This window comes from Haloferax sp. KTX1 (assembly GCF_902410085.1).
Classification (GTDB): Archaea; Halobacteriota; Halobacteria; order Halobacteriales; family Haloferacaceae; genus Haloferax; species Haloferax massiliensis.
In genome coordinates, this window is record NZ_CABPRH010000001.1 from 378,493 (window position 1) to 400,275 (window position 21,783).

Sequence of the window (21,783 nt, forward strand, 5' to 3'; positions counted from 1 at the left end):
TTATGGCAGGTATCTTAGACTTCGCTCCGGCCATCGTCCTCCTCCCGTTCCTCTCGTTCCTGATCGCGCTCGGGGCGGGACGGTACATGCCGAAGGGAGGGGCGCTGGCGGGAATCGGCGCGACGGCGGGCTCGTTCGTCCTGTCCATCGCGACGTTCTTCGCCGTCAGCGGCGGACAGACCTACAACCAACACATCTACACGTGGGCGACCGGCGCCGGCGACGCGGTCTCGCTCGACTTCGGCCTGCTCATCGACCCGCTTTCGTCGATGATGCTCGTCATCGTGACGCTCGTCGCGTTCCTCGTCCACGTCTTCAGCCTCGGCTACATGAACGACGAGGGCGAGACGGGCCTCCCGCGCTACTACGCCGGGCTCGGCCTGTTCACCGCGTCGATGCTGGCGTTCGTCGTGTCCAGCAACCTCCTCATGGCGTTCATGTTCTTCGAGCTGGTGGGGCTGTGTTCCTACCTGCTCATCGGCTTCTGGTTCCGCCAGGAGGGTCCGCCGAGCGCCGCGAAGAAGGCGTTCCTCGTCACCCGCTTCGGTGACTACTTCTTCCTCATCGGCGTCGTCGCGGTGTTCGCGACGTTCGGCTCGGCGTCGTTCGCCGGCCCCGAGGCGTTCCCGGTCCTCGCCGAGGAGGCGCTCCACGGCGAGCACGCGGTCAACACGTTCCTCGGCATGGGCGAACAGGCGTGGTTCACCGTCGTCGGCCTCCTCGTTCTCGGAGGCGTCATCGGTAAGTCCGCGCAGTTCCCCCTGCACACGTGGCTTCCGGACGCGATGGAAGGTCCGACCCCCGTCTCCGCGCTCATTCACGCGGCGACGATGGTCGCGGCCGGCGTCTACCTCGTCGCCCGGATGTACGGCTTCTACGCGCTGACCCCGACGACGCTCGCCATCATCGCGCTCGTGGGCGGCTTCACGGCCCTCTTCGCCGCGACGATGGGCGTCGTCAAGAAGGAAATCAAGCAGGTGCTCGCGTACTCGACCATCAGCCAGTACGGCTACATGATGCTCGGGCTCGGCGTCGGCGGCTACGTCGCCGCGACGTTCCACCTGCTCACCCACGCCTTCTTCAAGGCGCTCTTGTTCCTCGGTGCCGGTGCGGTCATCATCGCGATGCACCACAACGAGAACATGTGGGACATGGGCGGCCTCAAAGACAAGATGCCCGTGACGTACTACGCGTTCCTCTCGGGCTCGCTCGCCCTCGCCGGCATCGTCCCGTTCGCCGGCTTCTGGTCGAAAGACGAGATTCTCTACGAGGCGCTCAACCACGGCCTCGGAACCGAGGGCGGCCTCGGGACCATCTTCCTCATCGCGTACGCGATGGGACTTATCGCCGTGTTCTTCACCGGCTTCTACACCTTCCGGATGGTGTTCCTCACCTTCCACGGCGAACCGCGAAGCGAGACCGCGCGCGACCCGCACGGCTTCGGCTGGAACGTCAAGTTCCCGCTGGCCGTCCTCGGCGTGCTCGCGGCCGTCACCGGCCTCGTCAACATGGCCCCGGTGGAGGACCTCACGGGGATTCACCTCACGTTCCTCCACGACTGGCTCGACGGCGGCATCACCTCGCTGACCTCGCACCACTACCTCGAAGTGCTCGAAAGCGGCGTCGGCGCGGGACTCCACCCGGCCGGCATCGGCTCCATCGCGCCCGGGTTGGTTTCGCTCGCCCTCGCCCTCGCGGGCGCTGGGCTCGCCTACCGCCTGTACAACGTCCCCGAGCCCGTCGAACACACGGACAAGCTCGGGAGCATCAAGACCGTCCTGTACAACAACTACTACCAAGACGAGTACCAGGTCTGGATCGCGACCGGCGTCGTCCAGCCCGTCTCGCGCGCCCTCGATAAGTTCGATCAGGGTATCGTCGACGGCGTCGTCAACGGCGTCTCCAGCGTGAGCCTGTTCGCCGGCGGTCGCGTCAAGCGCATTCAGACCGGCGTTGTGAGCAACTACGCGGCACTCCTCACGCTCGGTCTGACCGCGCTCCTTCTCGGTCTCGGTCTGCTCGGAGGTTGGTTCGCATGATAATCGAAGCGCTCATCGCAGTCACGTTCCTCGCCGCGCTGGTCACCTTCGTCCTGCCGGACCGGTACGCCGGCAAGGCGGCCTTCGCGCTGAGTCTGGCTCCCGTCGTCGGGAGCCTCTACATGTGGCAACAGTACGACGCGAGCGGGAACGCCCTTCTCGGCGGGAACATCGCGTTCGAGACAGACGTCGCCTGGCTGCAACTCGGCCAGTACGACATCCACTGGATGGTCGGCGTCGACGGCATCAGCATGCCGCTCGTCGTCCTCACGACCATTCTCACGACGCTCGCTATCGTCAGCGCGTGGACGCCCATCTCGGAGCGTCAGTCCCAGTTCTTCGGTCTGATGCTCCTGATGGAGGCGAACCTGCTGGGCGTCTTCACGGCGCTCGACTTCTTCGTCTGGTTCATCTTCTGGGAGGCCGTGCTCCTGCCGATGTACTTCCTCATCGGCGTCTGGGGCGGTCCCCGCCGCAAGTACGCGGCGATCAAGTTCTTCGTCTACACGAACATCGCGTCGCTCGTGATGTTCATCGGGTTCATCTCGCTCGTGTTCGGTCTCGGCGACTCGATCTCGTCGTTCCGCCTGCCCGAAATCGCGCAGGCGTTGCAGGCCGGACAGCTCGGGAGCTTCGCGGGGCTGTCGCCCGGCGCGCTCGCGTCGGTCGCGTTCGTCGCGATGTTCCTCGGGTTCGCGGTCAAGGTTCCGGTCGCCCCGCTTCACACGTGGCTGCCGGACGCCCACGTCGAGGCCCCCACGCCGGTGTCGGTCATGCTGGCCGGGGTCCTCCTGAAGATGGGTACGTACGCCCTGCTCCGGTTCAACTTCACGATGCTGCCGGAGACGGCGCGCGCCTTCGCGCTGCCCATCGCCCTGCTCGCCGTCGCGAGCGTCATCTACGGCGCGCTCCTCGCGCTGGCACAGCAGGACCTCAAGCGCATCGTCGCGTACTCCTCCGTCTCGTCGATGGGGTACGTCATCCTCGGTCTCATCGCCTACACCACCTACGGCGTCGGCGGTGCGACCTTCCAGATGGTCGCCCACGGTCTCATCTCCGGCCTGATGTTCATGGCCGTCGGCGTCATCTACAACACGACCCACACGCGTATGGTGACTGACTTCTCCGGACTGGCCGACCGGATGCCCGTCACCGCCGGCATCTTCGTCGCCGGCGCGTTCGGCTACATGGGCCTCCCGCTCATGGCCGGGTTCGCGGCAGAGTTCTTCATCTTCAAGGGCGCGTTCGAGTCCACGGTGATGGAGGCGATGCCGCTGTTTACCGGCGCGGCTATGTTCGGTATCGTCATCGTCGCCGGCTACCTGCTGTTCGCGATGCAGCGGACCCTGTTCGGACCGTTCCGGTTCGACGGCGACTACGAGATCACCGAGGCACCGTTCCACGACGTGGCACCGCTCGCGGTGCTGCTGCTTCTCACCATCGTGCTCGGTGTCTCTCCGGACATCTTCTTCACGATGATTCAGGACGCGGTTACTCCGATTCTCGAACTGGGAGGTGCGTTCTAGATGACGCCCCTCCAGACGCTCCCCGAGTGGGCGGCGACGGCTCCCGCCATCGTGCTCGCGCTCACGGGGCTCGCACTGCTGCTCATCGACACCATCGACCCTGACTCCACGAACAACGGCCTCTTGGCCGGCACGGCGACGCTCGGTGCGCTCGCCGCCGGCGGCATCGCCGGCTGGTTCCTCATCGGCGGAACCGGCATGGAGTCCACCGGCGGCGCGATCTCGCTGTACGGCGACGCGCTCGTCGTCGACGGGATGAGCCTGTTCTTCACGCTCATCTTCACCAGCGTCGCCGCGATGGTTTCTGTCGCCTCGTACGACTACCTCGCGGACCAGCAGTACCAAGGCGAGTTCTACGCCCTCGTGCTGTTCGCCGCGACCGGCATGACGCTCATGGGGATGTCGAACTCGCTGGCGACCGTCTTCGTCAGCCTCGAACTCGCGTCCCTGCCGTCGTACGCGCTCGTCGCGTTCCTCAAGAAGGACCGCGGCAGCATCGAAGCCGGCCTGAAGTACTTCCTCATCGGCGCGCTGTCGTCGGCGGTGTTCGCGTTCGGTATCAGCCTCGTGTTCGCCGTCACCGGCTCGCTGGTGCTCCCGGAAATCGCCGCGACGCTCGCCGAGGGCACCGAACTCGTCGGGGTCCTCGGCCTCGGCGTGCTGATGATCGCCGGCGGTTTCGCGTTCAAGACCGCCTCCGTCCCGTTCCACTTCTGGGCGCCGGAGGCCTACGAGGGCGCGCCCGCTCCCGTGAGCGCGTTCCTCTCGTCGGCGTCGAAGGCGGCCGGCTTCGCCGTCGCCTTCCGCGTGTTCACCGTCGCGTTCCCCCTCGAAACCGTCACCGCAATCGGCGGCGGGAGCGTCGACTGGTCGCTGCTGTTCGCGCTGCTCGCCGTCGTCACGATGACGCTCGGCAACTTCGCGGCGGCGACCCAAGAGAACGTAAAGCGCATGCTGGCGTACTCCTCCATCGGGCACGCCGGCTACGCGCTCATCGGGCTCGCGGCCATCACCGTCGACGGCGGTGCCGCGAACGGCGACGTCCTCGGCGCGAGCATGGCCCACCTGCTCGTCTACGGCTTCATGAACACGGGCGCGTTCCTGTTCATCGCCATGGTCGAAAAGTGGGGTCTCGGCCGCACGTTCGAGGACTACAACGGCATCGCGTCGAAGGCGCCCGTCGCCGCGACGGCGATGACCGTCTTCATGTTCTCGCTCGCGGGGCTCCCGCCGTTCGGCGGCTTCTTCTCGAAGTACGCCCTGTTCGAGTCGGCCATCGGCTCCGGCTTCTGGTGGCTCGCCGCGGTCGGCGCGGTCAACAGCGCGCTGTCGCTGTTCTACTACAGTCGCGTCGTGAAAGCGATGTGGATCGAGGAGCCGTCTGAGCCCCTCGAAATCGGCAGTCAGCCGGTCGGTCTCTACGTGGCGATTATCTTCGCCGCGGTCGGGACGCTGCTGCTCCTGCCCGGCTTCCAACCCGTCATCGAGACGGCCCAGACCGTCGCCGCGGCGCTCTTCTGAGCGTTCCGGCGATTCGACCCGGTTCCGTTTCGGTTTCTTTTATTCGCGAAGTAACTCGCCGAGCGCCGATGCCAGCTCCTCGGATCGCCTGAGCGTCAGGCCGTCGGTCGTGACGAACACGCCTTTGTCGTCGGCGGTCACCCGCGTCAGGTAGCCGTGGTCGAACGCGCGGACGGTGTAGCGGTAGTCGCCGAGTTCGGAGCCGCGATAGGCGGTCCGCGCCTGGAACCCGTCGGTCTCGTGTTCGACGAATCCGGTGAGGTCGGCGTCGGCTTCGAGGTCGCTCCGGAGGTAAATCTGGTCGCAGCGGTCGTGGGTGAAGTACGTCACGCTCCTGAGGTCGTCGCCGACGACGGTTCGACAGGTTCGGACGAACGACTCGGCTCGCGATTCGGAGAGCAGTTGCGTCTCGAGTTCCATCGTATGTGTGTCATGGCGTGGCATGACATAATATCATCGCCGGATGGGAGGACGGTAGGGTTTTGCGGCCGGAGTTCGACCGTCCCTGTATGGTACGTCGCCTGGTTCTCGGTTGCGGGTCGCTCGGCGGAGGGCTCGTCGAGCAGCTCGCCGGCCGCGGCGGGACGGTGACGGTCGTCACCGACCGAAAGGGGCGCGCCGAGGACCTCCGCTCGGACGGCATCGACGCGAGAGAGGGCGACCCCGCCGACCCGTCGACCTACCCCGACGGGGTCGACCTCGTCGTCGTCGGCGGACAGTCTCCGCGGTCGAACCTCGACGCGGCGCGCGCGGCCAGCGAACACTGTCCGGACGCGCCGCTGGTCGTCTACCTCGGTGACGACGCCGACCCGTCGGTCCGCGACGAGGTGTACGACCTCGCCGACGAGGTCATCGACCCGCGGCGAGTGGTCACAGACCGCATCCTCGACGCCGTCGGCACGTCGCACACGGAGCGGCTGAACCGCCTGATGCGGGTCCTCCGAAACGTCGACGGCAAGCTCGCGGTCGTGATGCACGACAACCCGGATCCCGACGCTATCGCCGCGGCGCTGGCGCTACAAGCCATCGCCGAGCGGGCGGGTATCGACGCCGAAGCGTGTTACTTCGGCGACATCTCTCATCAGGAGAACCGCGCGCTCGTCAACCTCCTCGAACTGGACCTCCGCGTCCTCGACGAGGTACCCGCGGACGACGAGTACGCCGGTTTCGCGCTCGTCGACCACTCTCGGCCGGGCGTCAACGACCGCCTCCCGCCGGAGACGACGATCGACATCGTCATCGACCACCACCCGCCGCGCGCGCCGGTCGAGGCGGCGTACGTGGACCTCAGGCGCGGCGTCGGCGCGACGAGCACGCTCCTCGCGGAGTACCTCGAACGGCTCGGCATCGTCCCCGACACGACGGTCGCGACGGCGCTGTTGTTCGGGATTCAGGTCGACACCAACGACTTCACGCGGGAGGTCTCGACGGCCGACTTCGAGGCCGCCGCCTTCCTCATCCCCCACGTCGACGTTGACCTGCTCGAACGGGTCGAGACGCCGAGTCTCACCTCCGAGACGATGGAGACGCTCGCGCGCGCCATCTCGAACCGCGACGTCCGGGGGAACGCCCTCGCGTCGAACGTCGGCGATATCCGCGAGCGGGACGCCCTCGCGCAGGCCGCCGACCACCTCCTCGGGATGGAGGGCGTCGAGGTGACGGTCGTCTACGGCCTGATGGACGGGACGGTCTACGTCTCCGGCCGCGCCCGAGGAGCGCGGGTCGACCTCGGCGAGGCATTTCGTGACGCCCTCGGCTCCATCGGGAGCGCCGGCGGCCACGCCGACATGGCGGGCGCACAGATTCCGTTAGGCATCCTCGACGACGTGGGCGACGACTCTCGGGAATCGCTGGTGACCATCGTCACGGACATCGTCGCCGGGCGGCTATTCGAGACGCTCGAACACGCGACGCCGACGCCGAGTCTGGACACCGAGGTCGCCTTCGAGTACCCGCTCGATGAGTGAGCGCCCACACGTTTTTGCCGACGGTGGCCCTATGGGATGGGAGATGAGTACCAAAGCGACCGTCAAGGAGTACATGACGCGCGAGGTCCAGACCGTCTCTCCGTCCGACACGGTCGCGGACGTCGCCCGACGCATCGCGGAGAGCGACGGGCACAACGGGTTTCCCGTCTGCGACGGTCGCAAAGCGGAGGGGTTCGTCACGGCCCGCGACATCCTCCTCGCGAACGACGACGAGTCCATCGAGACGGTGATGGCGACGGACCTCGTCGTCGCCCACCCCGAGATGGACGTGAACGACGCCGCCCGCGTCATCCTCCGGTCGGGCATCCAGAAGCTCCCGGTCGTCGACGACGCGGGCAACCTCGTCGGCATCATCTCGAACACCGACGTCATCCGAAGCCAAATCGAGCGCGCGACGCCCGAGAAGGTGGGCAAACTCATGCGGACGCTCGAACAGATTCACGGCATCACGGTCCACCAGGAGCGACGAACCGTCTCGCTTTCGAACCTCATTCCGACGCAGGCCCGCGTCTACGCCGACGAACTCGACGGCCGCCGCTACGAACTCGAACGCGGCCTCGCCGAACCCCTCGTCGTCATCGACAACAACGGGACGTTGCTCCTCGCGGACGGTCACCACCGCGTTCTCGCGGCCGACCGCATCGGCATCGAGGAGATGGACGCCTACGTCATCGTCGTCGACGACCCGGTCGAGCTCGGGATGCAGCGGACCGCCGAAAAGGAGGGTCTCAAGTCCATCTCGGACATCGACATCGTCGACTACGCCCGACACCCGCTGGTCGAGACGACTCGCCGACTCCAGTAGCTCAGTCTCAGTTCTCCACGTCGTACTCGGCTTTCCACGCGTCGACGGCCTCGCGAGCCTCGGCCTCCGACTCGAAGCGCTCGCCCTCGTAGCCGCGGCCCTCGGCGGACTGGTAGAGTCGGTCGACCCTGACGTGCCACGCGTTCGGCCCGCGTCGGAGCCGAATTGTCGCGTGGCCGTCGCTTCGCTCCCACTCCGCGATGCGGTCGTCCCGGCGGACCTCCGTCCAACTCATACCGGGCAATGACGGCGGAGGCCGAAGTGTCTACCCATCCGCCAGCGTCGAGGCGTCGGCCGTCACCGGGGCGGCCGGGCGCGTCTCCGCGCCGCAGTTCGGACAGACCGCGTACCCGAGGTGGTCGTAGGGGACCTCCGGCGACGGGCGCTCTAGCCCGCACTCCTCGCACGTGAAGTACGAGACCCATTCGAAGGACATACCGAAGCGTAGGATTGTCAACGTATTAATTAATCACCGCTTACCACCCGAGACGGTCGCGTCGGCGACGGCGCGAAAAACCGCGTACACCGGGGCGTTTCGGGGTGTGACGGGTGTTCTAGAGCGTGACGGATGTACCGGAGCGCGACGGCGGCGAGCGCGCTCCGAGACTGGAGCGCGAGTCGGGGCGAGCGAGTCGCCGTCCTCACGCGGGCGTCGGGCCTTCCGGAGCCGACGAGTCGTCGTCGGACCGGAACTGCGAGACGAGGTCGAGCGAGTCGTCGGCGCTCCCGAGCAAGAACAGCGAGTAGTACCGGAAGTACGTCACGACGGGCATCTGGACGACCGCGCCGACCGCGATGGCCGCGAGGACGAACAGGACCCCGAGCGCGCCGAAGACGACCAGCCCGGCCGTCGAGAACAGCGCGACGTTCGCGGCGTTGAGCGCGAGGAACGCCGCGCCGCCGACGATGGCGAAGGGGATGGCGACGACGAGCAGGGCGAGGAGCGCCGCGATGCCGATACCGATGCTCGCGAGGATGCCGAGGATGAACCGGACGATGACGTACAGCCCGAACTCGGAGAGTTCGGCGCGGAACACCGGAACGACCCGCCCCCACGACGACAGGAGGGCGCGGTCCTCGGCTATCATCGTCGGGACGACGAAGTCGGTCGTCAACTGCACGATGATGGCGCTCACGAACAGTAGCCCGATGGCGAGAAACACCAGCGGGATGGCGAGGAGGGCAATCCCGGGTGTGAACGCGATGTAGCCGAAGTATACGGCCGCGACCGGGAGTCCGATGACCGTGATGATGGCGATGAGCAGGCCGATTTGGAACGCGAACAGTCTGACGCCGAGCCAGAAGCGCTCGCGGAACGGTTTGCGGATGCGTACGTCTTTCGTGACGACGGCGTCAACGAGGACGAACTGCATCACGGAGCCGACGAACGACCAGAGAATCCAGAGGACGATGCCGACCGCTAAGAGCGCGATGACCGCGGCGAAGACGTTCTCGGGCGTCACGAACCCGGGGAGCGAGTCGACCGGGATGTCGGTCGACCCGCCGCTGCCGGGCGCGGTTGTTCCGGCGTTGCCACCGGTGCCACCGCCACCGCCGAGGCCGCCGACGAAGAGGGCGATGAGTGCGAGGCGCGCCCATCGACCCGCGTCGAACGGGAGGAGGAGCGACGCCGTGGCGTCACGGGCGTCGTCGAGGGCGTCGATTGCTTTCCAACTCATGAGTGACAATGCGACGCCTCGCGAGATAAAGCTGTTCGAGAGCTAAGGTGTCTCCCCGCTCCGCGGGCTCCTCGGACGCGTCGCAGCACCCCGCGAGAGCCGTTACTCGGTGACGGCGCCCAGCGGGTCGAGGTAGCCCGAACCGTAGTACGCCCGGTCCGCCTCCGCTGGGACGGCCGCGGTGCGGCCGAGTTTCGAGGCGACCTGATCTGCGGTCAATCCCGGTTCGACCGACCGGACGAGTGCCGCAGCGGCGGCGACCTGCGGCGCGGCCATCGACGTCCCGGCTTTCCAGCCGTAGCCGTCGGTCGAACCGACGTAGTTCCCGTCGTCGTCGTACGAGGGCGTCGAGACGGTGTTGTAGACGAGGTCGTAGAACCACGTGTCAGGGTGGCTCTCCCGTGCGGAGAGGAGGGCGTCGCCGCCGGGCGCGGCCACGCCGACGGCGTTGGTCCCGTAGTTCGTGTAGAACGCCGGGGACTTCGGACCCTCCTCTTCGTCGCCCGCGTCGAAGGCGGTGCCCTTCGGTCCGGTCGCGCTGACGCTGAGCGCCTGTGCCCCCTCGTTGGGGAGGCTGATGATGCCACCGTCGTGCTGGAGGTCGGCGCTGTCGTTGCCGGCGGCGACGACGACGACGGTCCCCGAGCGGTTGGCGTGGGTCAGCGTCCTGTTCAGCACCTCGCCGTAGAACCCTCCTTCGCCCTGCCGCGGGACCGGGTAGGCACCGAGGCTGAGGTTCGCGGCGTCGCAGTCGATTTGGGCGCTGTAGACGACGGCCGCGAGGATGTCGGCGAACGAGGCGAGCGAGTTCGGCGAGAAGACGCGGCAGTCGACGAGTTCGGCCCCCGGCGCGGAGCCGACGACGCCCGTCTCGTTTCTGTCGTTCGCGGCGACGATGCCCGCGACGTGGGTGCCGTGGTCGCCGCCGGCGGGGACGCCCGCGCCGAACCCGTCGCCGGTGAAATTCCGCGACAGCGACGTGTTGACCGCGTGTTCGAGGTCGGGGTGGTCGGCGGCGACCCCGGTGTCGATGACGGCGACGCGCGCGCCCTCGCCGCGGGTCACGTCGTGGACGGCGGGAATCCGCTGGCTCTGTTTGTCCCACTGCGCGCCGTATCCCGGTTCGTCGACGGCGCTCGTCGGTGCGACGTCGTTGACCGCCGGCGCGTCGATTGCAATCTCCACGTCGGGCGCGTAGGTCGCGTCCAGCGCGGCGACGGTCGATTCGCTCCCCTCGACGACGGCCACCCCGGCCGGTGAGAGGTCGTAGATGACCTCTATGTCGGCGTTCACCCGCGCCGACGCGTCCTTCCCGCCGAGGTCGACGATGAATCGGTCCGTCCGCTCGGCGGCGACGACGGTCGACCCGGCGGCGACGCCGCCGAGGAGGGAACCGCTCAGCTTCAGGAAGGATCGCCTGTGTTGCTGACGCATACCAAACGACCCGGGCGTCGGAGACATAGTTGTTACGGCACATTTGGGAACTTAAAATAACACTTCGAAAAACCACAACGTCGTACCGGAGCCGACACGCTCAGGGGAGTCCGGTTCGAACGCTCGGCTCACATGGTAGGTGTCGAAACCGCGCTTCGTCTCGGCGGCGGCCTCGTGTTGTTGCTCGCGAACGCCTTCTTCGTCGTCTCGGAGTTCGCGATGACGCGCGTCCCCCAGTTCGAGGAGTCCGCCTTCGAGGGCTCTCGCGGCCTCGAACTCGCGTGGGAGATGACCGAGCGACTGGAGGTGTACCTCTCGGGCTGTCAGGTCGGGATTACCATCGCCAGCGTCGGCCTCGGCGTCGTCGCCGAACCGGCCGTCGCGGCCACCTTCGACGCGGTCCTCGGCGGCGGGGCGGCGGCGGCGGGTTCCCACACGTCGCTTTCGGTCGGGCTGGCGCTCGTCGTCATCAACCTCTCGCACGTCGTCCTCGGCGAGCAGGTGCCGACGTATCTCGGCGTCGAGCGCTCCCGCGCGGTGGCGAAGTACACCGCGCCCGTCCTGTACGGCTGGACGAAGCTGATGTACCCGGTCATCGTCGTCGCCGACTGGCTGGCGAAGCGCCTGCTGTCGCTCGGCGGCGTCGAGATAACCCGGTCGTGGCAGGAGGCCGAACTCGACGACGAGGACGGCGACGGCTCCGGGAGCGGTGGCACCCGACTCAGTCGCGGCGAGGTCCGCAGCCAGATGGGGAACGTCATCGCACAGGGGTCGCTCCCCGAGGACCGCCGCGAGGAGGTGCTCAACGCGCTCCGAATCGGCGAGCTACCCGTCCGCGACGTGATGGTCCCCGCGGACCACGTCGTCGCGCTCTCGGCCGACGCGACCACTGACGAGAGCCTCGAACGCGTCCGGTCGAACCCCCAGCACTCGCGGTTCCCGCTCGTCGGCGACTCGCTCGACGACGTGCGCGGCGTCGTCTACGCGCCGACGGTCCTCTCGAACATCGACCGCCTCCAGTCGGGCGACCGCCGCCTCGACGACATCGCCGCGCCGCCGCTTTCGGTCCCCGCGGACCTCTCGGTCAGCGACCTCATCGACCGCTTCCAAGAAGAGAATCAAGAGCTCGCGATGGTCCGCGACCCCGAAAGCGGCTCCGTGGTCGGCCTCGTGACCGCCTCCGACGCCTTCGAGTCCATCACCGGCCAGCTGTACGACCCGCTCGACCTCGGGGCGTAGGACGCCTGCGGGGCGGAGCGACCAGTGGTCGGCGCCCCGACGCGCGCTCGCGGACCGCCCACGCTTTTCCCCCGCCGCCCGTATCGACTCGCATGACGCCCTTCGAACGACGGACCCGCGCCTGTCAGGAGCGACTGGCCGACGCGGACGCCGACGCGACCGCGTTGTTCCCCAGCCGAAACCTGCTGTACCTCTCGGGCTTCGACGAAGAACCCGCCGAGCGCCATCTGCTGCTTTTCGTCCCCCGCCAGGGCGACCCGGTGTTTCTCGTCCCCGACCTCTACGAGACGCAGGTCCGCGCCGAGTCGTGGGTCGCCGACGTGCGCACGTGGAGCGACGACGACGACCCGCGGGACGCCCTCGGCGACGTGGTCTCGGACCTCGGCCTCGCGGGCGGCCGCGTCCTCGTCGACGACACGATGTGGGCGCGCTTCTCGCAGGACCTCCGGGCGGCGCTCCCCGACGCCGACTTCGGCCTCGCCAGCGAGGTCGTCGCCCCGCTCCGCGCGCGGAAGGACGACGCCGAACTCGACGCGCTCCGCCGCGCCGGGGCGGCCGTCGACCGGGCGGCCGAGCGCGTCCGCGACATGGGCGCTGACGCCGTCGGCATGACCGAGAACGAACTCGCGGCGGAAATCGAGCGCCTCCTCGCCGACGAGGGCGGCGAGGGGATTCCCTTCGGCCCGCTCGTCGGCTCCGGCCCGAACGGCGCGATGCCACACCACGGCCACGGCGAGCGCGTCATCGAGTCGGGCGACCCGGTCGTCCTCGACTTCGGCACCGTCGTCGACCACTATCCGAGCGACCAGACCCGGACCGTCGTCTTCGCCGGCGAGCCCCCCGCGGCGTTCGCCGAGGTCCACGGCGTCGTACAGGCCGCCCGGACCGCCGCCGTCGAGACCGTCGAACCCGGCGTCGCCGCCGGCGACGTCGACCGCGCGGCCCGCGAGGTCATCGAGGAGGCGGGCTACGGCGACCGCTTCATCCACCGGACCGGCCACGGCGTCGGCCTCGACGTGCACGAGGAACCCTACATCGTCGCCGGGAGCGACCGCGAACTCGAAGTCGGGAACGTCTTCAGCGTCGAACCGGGCATCTACCTCCCCGACGAGTTCGGCGTCAGAATCGAGGACCTCGTCGTCGTCACCGACGACGGCGCGGAACTCCTGAACGACACCGACCGCGGCTGGCGCTGCTGACCGGGAACCGTTTAACCCACTGACGTTCGTAGCGGGCGTATGGTCTCCCGACAGACGCTCGTCGTCACCGCGTTCGTTCTCGCCGCCCTCCCCACCGCCTATCTCGTGGAGCTAGTCACCGGACAGTTCGTCCTCTCGTTTTTCGCGCTCCTCGCGGTCGGCGTCGGTGCGCCGTCGCTCCTCAACGACTACCTCGATGGCCGCGAGGGTGGACACAACGGGGCCTGAGTCCGAATCCCGAAAAAAGCGGTCGATGCCGGCGCGCCGGTCGTTACTCGTCGTCGCCGTCGCCGTCGGCCGCGTCGTCACCGGACGGTTCGATGTTCCCGATGATCGCGTCGATGTCGGCGTGTTCGTACAGCAGGTCGCGCATCCGGTTGACCGTGCGCTCGTCGCGGGTGCGGCCCGTGCTGACGATGTCCTCGGCGCGGTCGGTCACAGAGAGCGTGTCGCCGTTGACGAGGAGCACCGGGACGCCCTTCTCTTCGGCCTTGCCGATGACGGCTCCGACGGGTCGGTGGCCGCCGGTGAGGATGATACATTTGACGCCGGGGGCTTCGAGCGCGGCGCGCTGGATGTTCGCGCGGTCGCCGCCGGTGATGACCGCGGCGTTCTTCGTGCGGCGGAAGTAGCGGAGCGCCGCGTCGCCGCCCATCGCGCCGACGAGGAAGCGCTCGACGAAGGCGTCGGTCGGCGCGTCGGTGGCGAAGTTCGCGCCGAGTTCGTTCGCGAGTTCCTCGACCGTGACGCCCGCGAGGTCCTTTTCGGTCGGGACGACGCCGAGGACGGGGACGCCGCGGGCTTCGAGGAACGGCGCGACCTCGGTTTCGAGTTCGTCGTAGGCGGCGTCGCTCACGCGGTTGAAGACGACGCCCGCGAGGCGGTCGGGGCCGATGTCTTCGACCGCCGCGACCACGTCGTCGAGGTCGCTCGGGTGCTGGTAGTCGGCGACGAGGACGACCTCGGCGTCGAGGAGGTCCGCCACGTCGCCGTCGGTGAGGTCGACGATGCCGCCGGTGCGGTAGGAGCCGCCGCCCTCGACGAGCATCAGGTCCTTGCCGGCCGAGATGTCCTCGAAGTGGTGGGAGATGACCTCCGAGAGCTCCTCGGCGTTCTCCTTGCCGCGGACCGCGCCCTGGATGAACGTCGGGGAGTAGACGACGGGTTCGAGCTGGTGCATCTCCGCGTCGATGTCGAGCAGTTCGCGGGCGAGCATCGGGTCCTCGTCGAGGGTCTTGCCGGTGCTGGACTGCAGGCGGGTGCCCTTGGGCTTCATGTAGCCCACGTCCAGTCCGCGCTCCTTGGCGAGGACGCCGAGTGCGAGCGTGATTGCGGTCTTCCCGGTGCTTTCTCCGGTCGAGGTGACGAGTACCGTGTTCATTGTTGAGTGATAGGGTGGTGAAGTGTTTAAAGTTCGTCCGGGTCGACGGTGAGTCGAACGTCGACGGCCTTCACGCCGTCCGGCAGGGCGACGAGCGGATTGATGTCGAGTTCGAGGATGGCCGGGAAGTCCGTGACGAGCTGGGAGAGCCGCTGGATGGTCTCCGTGATGCCGCCGATGTCGACCGGGTCGTTACCGCGGGCACCGCGGAGCATCGGCGCGGCGTCGATCTCTTTCGTCATGTCCTCGGCCTCCGTTTCGGAGACGGGCGCGACGCGGAACGTCGTGTCTTCGAGGATTTCCACGAAGATGCCGCCGAGGCCGAACATCATGAGCGGGCCGAACTGCGGGTCGCGGTTCATGCCGACGATGGTCTCGACGCCGTCGTCGAGGTTCACCATCTCCTGGACCTGCACGCCGAGGATGTTGGCGTCGGGCTGGTAGTTCTTCGCGCGGGTGATGAGGTCCTCGTAGGCGTCGTAGACGTCCTCGTTTGCGACGCCGACCTTGACGCCGCCGATGTCGGACTTGTGGAGGATGTCCGGGCTGACGATTTTCATCACGACGTCGCCGTCGATGTTTTCGGCGACTTCCAGCGCGTCGGCGGGGTCGTCGACGATGTCGCCGGTCGGCGTCTCGATGCCGTAGGCGTCGAGCAGTTCCATCGCCTCGACGCCGAGGCGGGTGTCGTCGCGCTCCTCGGCGGCTTCGAGGATTTCGCGGGCGCGCTCGCGGTCCACGTCGAACTCGGTGGGCGCGTCGTACTCGCGCTGGCGGATGTCGGCGTACTTCGAGAGCGCTTCGAGGCCGTCGACGGCGCGCGAGGGGTCGAAGTAGTTCGGGATGCCGGCGTCTTTCATCACGTCGGACGCGGCGTCGACGCGCTCGCCGCCCATGAAACAGGCGGCGATGGGCTTGTCGTGTTTCCCCTGAAGCTCGACGGTGTCGGCGGCGAGCTGGTTGTAGTCGAGGACGGCCGTCGGACAGGTCAGGACGAGCGCCATGCCGACGTTGTCGTCGGCGAGCGCCACGTCGAGGGCCTCCTTGAACCGGGCGTTGTCGGCGTCGCCGACGATGTCGACCGGGTTGTAGATGTTCCCCTCGGCGGGCAGCGACTCGGAGAAGGTTTCGAGCGTCTCGTCGGTGAAGTCCGCCATCTTCAGCTCCGACTCGCCGATGGCGTCGGTCGTCATGACGCCGGGGCCGCCGGCGTTCGTGATGACGGCCACGTCCTTGTTCTCGGGGACCGGCTGGTCGCCCAGCACGCGGGCGGTGTCGAACAGGTGCTGGACGGACTCCGCGCGGATGACGCCCGCCTGTTCGAGGCCGGCCTCGTAGGCGGCGTCGGAGCCGGCGATGGTGCCGGTGTGCGAGGAGGCGGCCTGCGCGCCGGCGTCGGTCTTGCCGGACTTGACGAGGACGATGGGCGTGTCCTTCGTCACCTCGCGGGCGGAGTCGATGAACTCGCGGCCCGCCGAGATGCCTTCGAGGTAGCCGATGATGACCTCGGTGTCGGGGTCGTCGTTCCACGTCTCGATGAAGTCGGCCTCGTCGAGGACGGCCTTGTTACCCAGAGAGACGATGTCCTTGAAGCCGATGTCCTCGTCGTTGGCCCAGTCGATGACGGCCGTGATGAACGCGCCCGACTGGCTCATGAAGGACATGTTGCCGTCGAGGGCCATGTCGGGGCCGAACGTCGCGTTCATGCCGACGTCCGTGTTCATGATGCCCAGACTGTTCGGGCCGACGACGTTGAGGTCGTACTCCTCGGCGATGTCGCGGAGTTCCTGCTCGCGGGCGGCCCCCTCGCTGCCCGTCTCGCCGAAGCCGGCGGTGATGACGACCACGTTCTGGATACCCGCCTCCCCGGCGGACTTCATCGCCGGCAGGACGACCTTCGGCGGGACGACGATGACCGCGAGGTCGGCGTCCGTCTCGCCGACGTCGCCGTAGCACCGCAGGCCGAACAGTTCGTCGTACTTGGGGTTGACCGGAACGACCTCACCGTCGAACTCGTCGATGAGGTTGTCCATGATTGCCCGCCCGACTGCTCCTTCGCGCTCGGTCGCACCGACCACCGCGATTCGGTTCGGCGCGAACAATTCGGATAGCTCTCCCATTGGTTGTTGATTCCGGTCATTGCCTGATAAACTCGGTGGTGTGGGCCGTCTCACGGCCTTTGGTGGCACGCTACAGTAGCGCAATTAATCGGGATTGTTCGCGATTTATACCGCGGAATTGGGCGGATTTCGCTCGTCAGTTGGGATGAGATCGCCGCCGGCCTTCGGCGGCCAAACACATAATGTCATCCCCCGAAAACGACGGGTCATGTCCCCATCAGCGGACGGCACGCCCCTCCACCGGACCGCGGGCGCGAAAGTCGCCGTCGCGGTGTTTCTCGCGCTGACGCTCGTCTACGCACTCCTCATCGCCCGGCAACTCCTCGCGTGGGTGTTCCTCCTCGTCATCGCCGTCGTCCTCTGGTACGCCGCCAGACTCGTCGTCGCCGCGGAGGAAATCGCGACACAGCTCGGCCGCCTCGCCGACGAGCGCGCCGATTCTCGCGACCGCGACGACGAATCAAGCCGGGATTAAATCGCGGCCGACGCGCCCGAACCGGAGACCGTCTCGCTCGCGGACGAATCGCGCGCGGCCCGGTCGTCTCACCCCGCGGGCCGTCGTTCCGTCCGTTTTCTCCGAGTATCGGCGAAATCGGAGGGTTCCGATTACGAGACGATTTTATTCACGGTTCTACTATTCTTAACTAACTATCGAGGGCGCGATATTCCACCCGGAACATGTACCCGTTACAAGTCACGTTGACCGAGTCCATCGCAGAGTTGACCAACGCCGTGCTCGCGTTCGTCCCGCGGCTCGCGGGCGCGCTGTTGATTCTCATCGTCGGCTGGTTCATCGGGAGTATCACGGCTCGCCTCATCACGCGACTCGCCGACCGCGTCGAGGTCGACAAGGCGGTGTTGGCGACGCCCGTCGGGAAGATTCTCGGGGGGACCGAACGGGCCGTCTCGGGCGCGTTCGGGACGCTCGGCAAGTGGTTCGTCTACGCCATCGCCGTGCTGGCGGCCGCCGACGTGCTCGCGGTCGACCTGTTCTCCGAATGGGTCTCGACCGCGGCGTCGTACGCGCCGTCGTTCGTGGCCGGGCTGCTCGTCATCGTCCTCGGGTTCGTCGTCGCCGACTTCATCGGTGACGCAATCACCCGGACCCGCGCGGCGACCGAGACGCCGTACACGAGCGTCTTCGCGGTCGGCACCCGGATGTTCCTCTACTTCACCGCGGTCGTCATCGGCCTGAGCACGATGGGCATCGACGTGGCCATCCTGTTCACCATCGCGCAGGCGTTCGCGTGGGGCATCGCCGCGGCCCTCGCCATCGGCGTCGGCGGCGCGGTCGCCTTCGGCGCGCGCGACTACGTCTCGGCCAACGTCGAGCGCTGGATGGGGTCGGCCCGCTCCGTCGCGGCCACCCCCGTCTCCCCGATGGGCGGCGACGGCGACTCACCCGAGGGCGCGTCGGCGGCCGACGACTGAGACCGCTCCGTTCCGGTGTGCGCACACCGCGAAACCGAGTCCCTTTCCTCACCGACTATCATCGGCGAGTGATCGCTCCCACGAGTGAACCTATCAGAATTCATAGTATATATTTCAGTTCGACTTTTCGGCTCGTCTAAACTGGTAGACTGTCTCTATCTCCCTCCCAATGCTTTAGGCTTGCCAAAATTATCTGGTATATGATAATACTTATCGGCACCGAGTGACTACCCTCGGTATGGACCAGTTCGCCGCGCTGACGTTCGTCTTTCTCGCCGGCCTCGTCACGGCCATCGCGACGGGCCTCGGCGCGATTCCGTTCTTCTTCGTCTCGGACGTGAGCGACCGCTGGAACGTGGCGCTGTGGGGCATCGCCTCGGGCATCATGGTGTCGGCGTCGCTGTTCGGACTCGTCTTCGAGGGCCTCGCCAACGGGACGCCGCTCCAACTCGGTATCGGAATGCTCGCGGGCGTCGCGCTCGTCCTCGTCGCCCACCGGATCATCGAGGGCGCGGACGTCAACCCCAAGCAGTACGAGGAGGCCGACTTCCGCAAACTGCTTTTGATTCTCGGCATCCTCACCGTCCACAGCTTCCCCGAGGGCGTCGCCGTCGGCGTCTCTTTCGCCGACCTCGGGCTCGACGGCGGTCTCCAACTGTTCGGCTTCGTCGTCCCGCTGCTGGCGGTGTTCATGACGATCGCCATCTCGATTCACAACGTCCCCGAGGGACTGGCTATCTCCATCCCGCTCCGGTCGATGGAGGTCTCGAACTGGAAGCTCGTCTGGTGGGCCATCTTCTCCAGTCTGCCCCAGCCCATCGGCGCGGTCATCGCCTTCTACTTCGTCCGCATCGCCCGGGAGTTCCTGCCCTTCGGCTTCGGCTTCGCCGCGGGCGCGATGGTCTTTCTCGTCCTCACGGAGTTCATCCCCGAAGCGCTCGAACTCGGCGAGCGCCTCCCGCGCGGCGGCCGGGTCGAACTGCTCGCCGGGCTCGTCGCCGGCTTCGCCATCATGGTCCCGCTGGCGTTCATCTGAGCGCGCCCGCTGAAACACATATGGTTCTGCAGGTTGTCAGAACAGCCGTGATGACGCGGGTTCTCTCCGAGTGAGGGTTCCTCTGGGCGCTCGTCACACTCGGCGGATTTCTCGGGATTCTCTGCTCGTGGCTACTCACGCGAGGGACGATATCTAGTCCGTACTTCATGCCCGTGGCGCTGGGCATCGTGCTCGTCGTCGTCGTGGCTGGGCTCTCCCTCGACAGGCGCGGCTACCTGTCGTAATCCGAGAAAATACGAGTGCGACTGCCGCTTAGTGCGAGTGGCCGAGCGCGTCCGAGAGCGGAACGCCGAAGCGGTCCTCGAACAGTTCCTCCATCGCCTCGTTGATTTCGGCGATGTCGGCCGGCGCGCCGCCTTCGCTGTGGTGCGCGACGACGTGCGCCTGCTGTGCGAACGCCTGCACGACGACGTCGGCGACGACGTCGGTCGGGTCTTCGCCCTGCTCCGAGAAGATGTCGACGAGGCCCGCGGGGAGTTCGAGCGCTTCGGTGTCTCCGTCCGGTCCCTCGATGGTGTACGTCTCAGTTTCGACCATGCCACCACGTGGGGTCGGCCGCGGGTTAAGGCTTGAGTTTGCGGGCGCGTCGGGGGCTGCCGAACCCCCCGGCACCGCACGCGGGCGGCGGGTGTTCCTCAGTCGGTCCGCGGAATCGCCACCGTCCCCGCCGCGAAGAAGGCGACCGCGAGGGCCGCGAGCACCGCGAGGTTCGTGAGCCAGTCGCCGCCGCCGTAGGTGAGCGCCCGGACGCCCCGGGCGAAGTACGTGAGCGGCGAGAGGTTCAGCGCCGGCACGAACCACGCGGGAAGCAGGTCGGGCGTCACGAACGTCTCCGAGAGGAACAGCAGCGGGAGCGCGATGGCGTTGCTCGCGGCGATGACGCCGTCTTGTGAGTCGGCGACGCTCCCGATGACGGCCCCGAGGCCGCAGAAGAGCGTCACGCCGAGGGCGACGAAGGGGACGATGGCGAGCGTCGCGGGCGTCAGCGGAATCGACGCGCCGGTCACGAGCGCCGACAGCGCGAGGAGCAACAGCGCCGCGAGGCCGATGACGACGACGTTGACGAGCGAGTGCGCGAGGAGCCACTCGGCGCGCGACAGCGGCGTCGTCGCCAGCTTCTCGAAGCGGCTTCCCTCGCGGTGGCGCGCGATGGTGCTCCCGACGCGAGACAGCGGGGTGAAAAGCACGACGACCGCGAGGTAGCCGGCGATGTAGTACTCCTTCGGCTCGGCGAACAGGCCGCCGCCGGTCGGCTGGGTCTGCACGAGCGCCCCGAAGATGACGACGATGATGGCGGGGAAGAAGAACGTGAAAAACACCGCCGTCCGCCGCCGGAGGAACGCGTGCCACGAGGCGACGAACTCCGAGCGGACGCGGGCGGCGAGGCTCATCTGTCACCCCCGACCGCGGCGGCCGCGGCGGGGCGGGCCGCCTCGAACTGTTCGCCGGTCAGAGAGAGATACACCTCTTCGAGACCGGGCTGTTTCCAGACGAGCGACTCGTAGACGACGCCCGCGTCGTCGAAGGCGGCGACCACGTCGCCGATGTCGCGCGGGCCGACGCCGTGGACCGTGATGCCGTCACCCGTCACCGTCGCGTCGAGCGCGGCCGGCAGCGACACCGACCCGAGGGTCGCTTCGGCGTCGGCGTCAGCGTCGCCGTCGGTTCGGACGACGAGACGACTGTCGCCGCCGTACTCGGACACGAGGTCGTCCGGCCGGCCGACCGTGACGAGTTCGCCCGCGTTGAGCAGTCCCACGCGGTCGGCGAGGCGCTCTATTTCTTCCATCGAGTGGCTGGTGAGAAACACCGTCGTCCCGCCGGCCGCGAGGTCCTCGACGAGCCCCCACAGCGACCGGCGGCCCGCGGGGTCGATGCCGGTGGTCGGCTCGTCCAGGAACAGCACGTCGGGGTCGTTGACGAGCGTCAGCGCGATGCAGGCCCGGCGCTGTTGGCCGCCCGAGAGGTTCTCGTACCACGTGTCGGCGGCGTCGGCGAGGCCGACCTCGTCGAGCACCGCGTCGGGGTCGCGGGCGTCGTCGTACAGCCCCGCGTAGTACGCCACGAGTTCGCGGGCGGAGAGCCGCCCCGCGGGCCGGAACTCCTGCGGGAGGACGCCGAGGCGCTGGCGGTCCACCTCGGTCGGGTCGCGCCCGAGGATGGCCGCCGACCCCGAGTCCACCGCGGTCGTGCCCGTGAGGGCGCGAACCAGCGTCGTCTTCCCCGCGCCGTTCGGACCGATGAGGCCGAAGACCTCCCCCTCGGCGACCGACAGGGAGACGCCCGAGAGCGCCTCCACGTCGCCGTAGGACTTCCTGAGGCCGTCGGCGGCGAGTACCGCGTCCATGTCGTACCCGTCGTCGT

The 21,783-nt window shown here is 67.7% G+C and carries 21 protein-coding genes; 11 read left to right on the forward strand and 10 right to left on the reverse strand.

Annotated elements, in window-relative coordinates:
• Positions 1-2: 2 nt before the first annotated feature.
• The 3 genes from nuoL to FY251_RS01945 are packed head-to-tail and all read left to right on the forward strand — an operon-like array spanning position 3 to position 5,086.
• Positions 3-2,039: an NADH-quinone oxidoreductase subunit L gene (gene nuoL / locus FY251_RS01935; RefSeq protein ID WP_148413214.1), complete on the forward strand. Its 2,037-nt coding sequence runs from the start codon at positions 3-5 to the stop codon at positions 2,037-2,039.
• A complete protein-coding gene (locus FY251_RS01940) occupies positions 2,036-3,565 on the forward strand; it encodes a NuoM family protein (protein ID WP_148413215.1) in 1,530 nt (509 codons plus the stop codon). Before nuoL ends, FY251_RS01940 begins: the two co-directional genes overlap by 4 nt.
• Positions 3,566-5,086: an NADH-quinone oxidoreductase subunit N gene (locus FY251_RS01945; RefSeq protein ID WP_148413216.1), complete on the forward strand. Its 1,521-nt coding sequence runs from the start codon at positions 3,566-3,568 to the stop codon at positions 5,084-5,086.
• 39 nt (positions 5,087-5,125) lie between these two features.
• On the opposite strand, the gene FY251_RS01950 is transcribed toward FY251_RS01945, so the two are convergent.
• Entirely contained in the window at positions 5,126-5,506 is a 381-nt protein-coding gene (locus FY251_RS01950) for a hypothetical protein (protein ID WP_148413217.1), read from the reverse strand.
• A gap of 89 nt (positions 5,507-5,595) precedes the next feature.
• Between FY251_RS01950 and FY251_RS01955 the strand changes: the two genes are divergently transcribed.
• Positions 5,596-7,053 carry a DHH family phosphoesterase gene (locus FY251_RS01955; protein ID WP_148413218.1) on the forward strand — a complete coding sequence of 486 codons (1,458 nt, stop codon included), beginning with the start codon at positions 5,596-5,598 and terminating at the stop codon, positions 7,051-7,053.
• A 43-nt stretch (positions 7,054-7,096) separates the two neighbouring features.
• Entirely contained in the window at positions 7,097-7,879 is a 783-nt protein-coding gene (locus FY251_RS01960) for a CBS domain-containing protein (protein WP_148413219.1), read from the forward strand.
• Between the two features lie 7 nt (positions 7,880-7,886).
• Here the strand turns inward: FY251_RS01960 and FY251_RS01965 are convergent, their stop codons facing one another.
• The 4 genes from FY251_RS01965 to FY251_RS01975 form a co-directional block, all read right to left on the reverse strand.
• Positions 7,887-8,114, reverse strand: a complete 228-nt coding sequence (locus tag FY251_RS01965; protein WP_089778645.1) for a hypothetical protein — start codon at positions 8,112-8,114, stop codon at positions 7,887-7,889.
• 30 nt (positions 8,115-8,144) lie between these two features.
• Positions 8,145-8,315, reverse strand: a complete 171-nt coding sequence (locus FY251_RS22380) for a hypothetical protein (RefSeq protein WP_187367316.1) — start codon at positions 8,313-8,315, stop codon at positions 8,145-8,147.
• A gap of 205 nt (positions 8,316-8,520) precedes the next feature.
• Complete coding sequence (locus FY251_RS01970; protein WP_148413220.1) at positions 8,521-9,558, reverse strand: hypothetical protein; 1,038 nt, start codon at positions 9,556-9,558, stop codon at positions 8,521-8,523.
• A 102-nt stretch (positions 9,559-9,660) separates the two neighbouring features.
• Entirely contained in the window at positions 9,661-10,992 is a 1,332-nt protein-coding gene (locus FY251_RS01975; RefSeq protein ID WP_148413221.1) for a S8 family serine peptidase, read from the reverse strand.
• A gap of 132 nt (positions 10,993-11,124) precedes the next feature.
• Between FY251_RS01975 and FY251_RS01980 the strand changes: the two genes are divergently transcribed.
• The 3 genes from FY251_RS01980 to FY251_RS01990 all read left to right on the forward strand — a co-directional run bounded on the left by FY251_RS01980 (position 11,125) and on the right by FY251_RS01990 (position 13,658).
• The gene (locus FY251_RS01980; RefSeq protein WP_148413222.1) at positions 11,125-12,231 is read left to right on the forward strand and encodes a hemolysin family protein; all 1,107 of its coding nucleotides are present in this window, start codon (positions 11,125-11,127) and stop codon (positions 12,229-12,231) included.
• A 92-nt stretch (positions 12,232-12,323) separates the two neighbouring features.
• Entirely contained in the window at positions 12,324-13,430 is a 1,107-nt protein-coding gene (locus tag FY251_RS01985; RefSeq protein ID WP_148413223.1) for a Xaa-Pro peptidase family protein, read from the forward strand.
• A 39-nt stretch (positions 13,431-13,469) separates the two neighbouring features.
• Positions 13,470-13,658, forward strand: a complete 189-nt coding sequence (locus FY251_RS01990; RefSeq protein WP_148413224.1) for a hypothetical protein — start codon at positions 13,470-13,472, stop codon at positions 13,656-13,658.
• A gap of 43 nt (positions 13,659-13,701) precedes the next feature.
• On the opposite strand, the gene FY251_RS01995 is transcribed toward FY251_RS01990, so the two are convergent.
• Positions 13,702-14,811 (reverse strand): phosphotransacetylase family protein, encoded by a 1,110-nt coding sequence (locus FY251_RS01995; protein WP_148413225.1) that lies wholly within the window; start codon positions 14,809-14,811, stop codon positions 13,702-13,704.
• A 26-nt stretch (positions 14,812-14,837) separates the two neighbouring features.
• On the reverse strand, positions 14,838-16,931 hold the full coding sequence (acs, locus tag FY251_RS02000; RefSeq protein ID WP_148413226.1) for an acetate--CoA ligase alpha subunit: 2,094 nt from the start codon (positions 16,929-16,931) through the stop codon (positions 14,838-14,840).
• Positions 16,932-17,139: 208 nt separating this feature from the next.
• Between acs and FY251_RS02005 the strand changes: the two genes are divergently transcribed.
• The 3 genes from FY251_RS02005 (at position 17,140) to FY251_RS02015 (ending at position 19,398) form a co-directional block, all read left to right on the forward strand.
• Positions 17,140-17,406: a hypothetical protein gene (locus FY251_RS02005; RefSeq protein ID WP_148413227.1), complete on the forward strand. Its 267-nt coding sequence runs from the start codon at positions 17,140-17,142 to the stop codon at positions 17,404-17,406.
• A 203-nt stretch (positions 17,407-17,609) separates the two neighbouring features.
• On the forward strand, positions 17,610-18,362 hold the full coding sequence (locus tag FY251_RS02010; RefSeq protein WP_148413228.1) for a hypothetical protein: 753 nt from the start codon (positions 17,610-17,612) through the stop codon (positions 18,360-18,362).
• Positions 18,363-18,600: 238 nt separating this feature from the next.
• Positions 18,601-19,398 carry a ZIP family metal transporter gene (locus FY251_RS02015; RefSeq protein ID WP_148413229.1) on the forward strand — a complete coding sequence of 266 codons (798 nt, stop codon included), beginning with the start codon at positions 18,601-18,603 and terminating at the stop codon, positions 19,396-19,398.
• A 273-nt stretch (positions 19,399-19,671) separates the two neighbouring features.
• Here FY251_RS02015 and FY251_RS02020 read toward each other — a convergent pair whose 3' ends face one another.
• The 3 genes from FY251_RS02020 to FY251_RS02030 all read right to left on the reverse strand — a co-directional run bounded on the left by FY251_RS02020 (position 19,672) and on the right by FY251_RS02030 (position 21,766).
• Complete coding sequence (locus FY251_RS02020; protein WP_148413230.1) at positions 19,672-19,956, reverse strand: hypothetical protein; 285 nt, start codon at positions 19,954-19,956, stop codon at positions 19,672-19,674.
• Between the two features lie 98 nt (positions 19,957-20,054).
• Positions 20,055-20,810: an ABC transporter permease gene (locus FY251_RS02025; RefSeq protein ID WP_148413231.1), complete on the reverse strand. Its 756-nt coding sequence runs from the start codon at positions 20,808-20,810 to the stop codon at positions 20,055-20,057.
• Positions 20,807-21,766 (reverse strand): ABC transporter ATP-binding protein, encoded by a 960-nt coding sequence (locus tag FY251_RS02030; RefSeq protein WP_148413232.1) that lies wholly within the window; start codon positions 21,764-21,766, stop codon positions 20,807-20,809. The genes FY251_RS02025 and FY251_RS02030 overlap by 4 nt, the downstream gene beginning before the upstream one ends.
• Positions 21,767-21,783: the final 17 nt, after the last annotated feature.

Bases quoted from the DNA above. Each gene is read 5' to 3' on its own strand.
- nuoL (WP_148413214.1), top strand. From the start codon at position 3: ATGGCAGGTATCTTAGACTTCGCTCCGGCCATCGTCCTCCTCCCGTTC.
- FY251_RS01940 (WP_148413215.1), top strand. From the start codon at position 2,036: ATGATAATCGAAGCGCTCATCGCAGTCACGTTCCTCGCCGCGCTGGTC.
- FY251_RS01945 (WP_148413216.1), top strand. From the start codon at position 3,566: ATGACGCCCCTCCAGACGCTCCCCGAGTGGGCGGCGACGGCTCCCGCC.
- FY251_RS01950 (WP_148413217.1), bottom strand. From the start codon at position 5,506: ATGGAACTCGAGACGCAACTGCTCTCCGAATCGCGAGCCGAGTCGTTC.
- FY251_RS01955 (WP_148413218.1), top strand. From the start codon at position 5,596: ATGGTACGTCGCCTGGTTCTCGGTTGCGGGTCGCTCGGCGGAGGGCTC.
- FY251_RS01960 (WP_148413219.1), top strand. From the start codon at position 7,097: ATGAGTACCAAAGCGACCGTCAAGGAGTACATGACGCGCGAGGTCCAG.
- FY251_RS01965 (WP_089778645.1), bottom strand. From the start codon at position 8,114: ATGAGTTGGACGGAGGTCCGCCGGGACGACCGCATCGCGGAGTGGGAG.
- FY251_RS22380 (WP_187367316.1), bottom strand. From the start codon at position 8,315: ATGTCCTTCGAATGGGTCTCGTACTTCACGTGCGAGGAGTGCGGGCTA.
- FY251_RS01970 (WP_148413220.1), bottom strand. From the start codon at position 9,558: ATGAGTTGGAAAGCAATCGACGCCCTCGACGACGCCCGTGACGCCACG.
- FY251_RS01975 (WP_148413221.1), bottom strand. From the start codon at position 10,992: ATGCGTCAGCAACACAGGCGATCCTTCCTGAAGCTGAGCGGTTCCCTC.
- FY251_RS01980 (WP_148413222.1), top strand. From the start codon at position 11,125: ATGGTAGGTGTCGAAACCGCGCTTCGTCTCGGCGGCGGCCTCGTGTTG.
- FY251_RS01985 (WP_148413223.1), top strand. From the start codon at position 12,324: ATGACGCCCTTCGAACGACGGACCCGCGCCTGTCAGGAGCGACTGGCC.
- FY251_RS01990 (WP_148413224.1), top strand. From the start codon at position 13,470: ATGGTCTCCCGACAGACGCTCGTCGTCACCGCGTTCGTTCTCGCCGCC.
- FY251_RS01995 (WP_148413225.1), bottom strand. From the start codon at position 14,811: ATGAACACGGTACTCGTCACCTCGACCGGAGAAAGCACCGGGAAGACC.
- acs (WP_148413226.1), bottom strand. From the start codon at position 16,931: ATGGGAGAGCTATCCGAATTGTTCGCGCCGAACCGAATCGCGGTGGTC.
- FY251_RS02005 (WP_148413227.1), top strand. From the start codon at position 17,140: ATGTCCCCATCAGCGGACGGCACGCCCCTCCACCGGACCGCGGGCGCG.
- FY251_RS02010 (WP_148413228.1), top strand. From the start codon at position 17,610: ATGTACCCGTTACAAGTCACGTTGACCGAGTCCATCGCAGAGTTGACC.
- FY251_RS02015 (WP_148413229.1), top strand. From the start codon at position 18,601: ATGGACCAGTTCGCCGCGCTGACGTTCGTCTTTCTCGCCGGCCTCGTC.
- FY251_RS02020 (WP_148413230.1), bottom strand. From the start codon at position 19,956: ATGGTCGAAACTGAGACGTACACCATCGAGGGACCGGACGGAGACACC.
- FY251_RS02025 (WP_148413231.1), bottom strand. From the start codon at position 20,810: ATGAGCCTCGCCGCCCGCGTCCGCTCGGAGTTCGTCGCCTCGTGGCAC.
- FY251_RS02030 (WP_148413232.1), bottom strand. From the start codon at position 21,766: ATGGACGCGGTACTCGCCGCCGACGGCCTCAGGAAGTCCTACGGCGAC.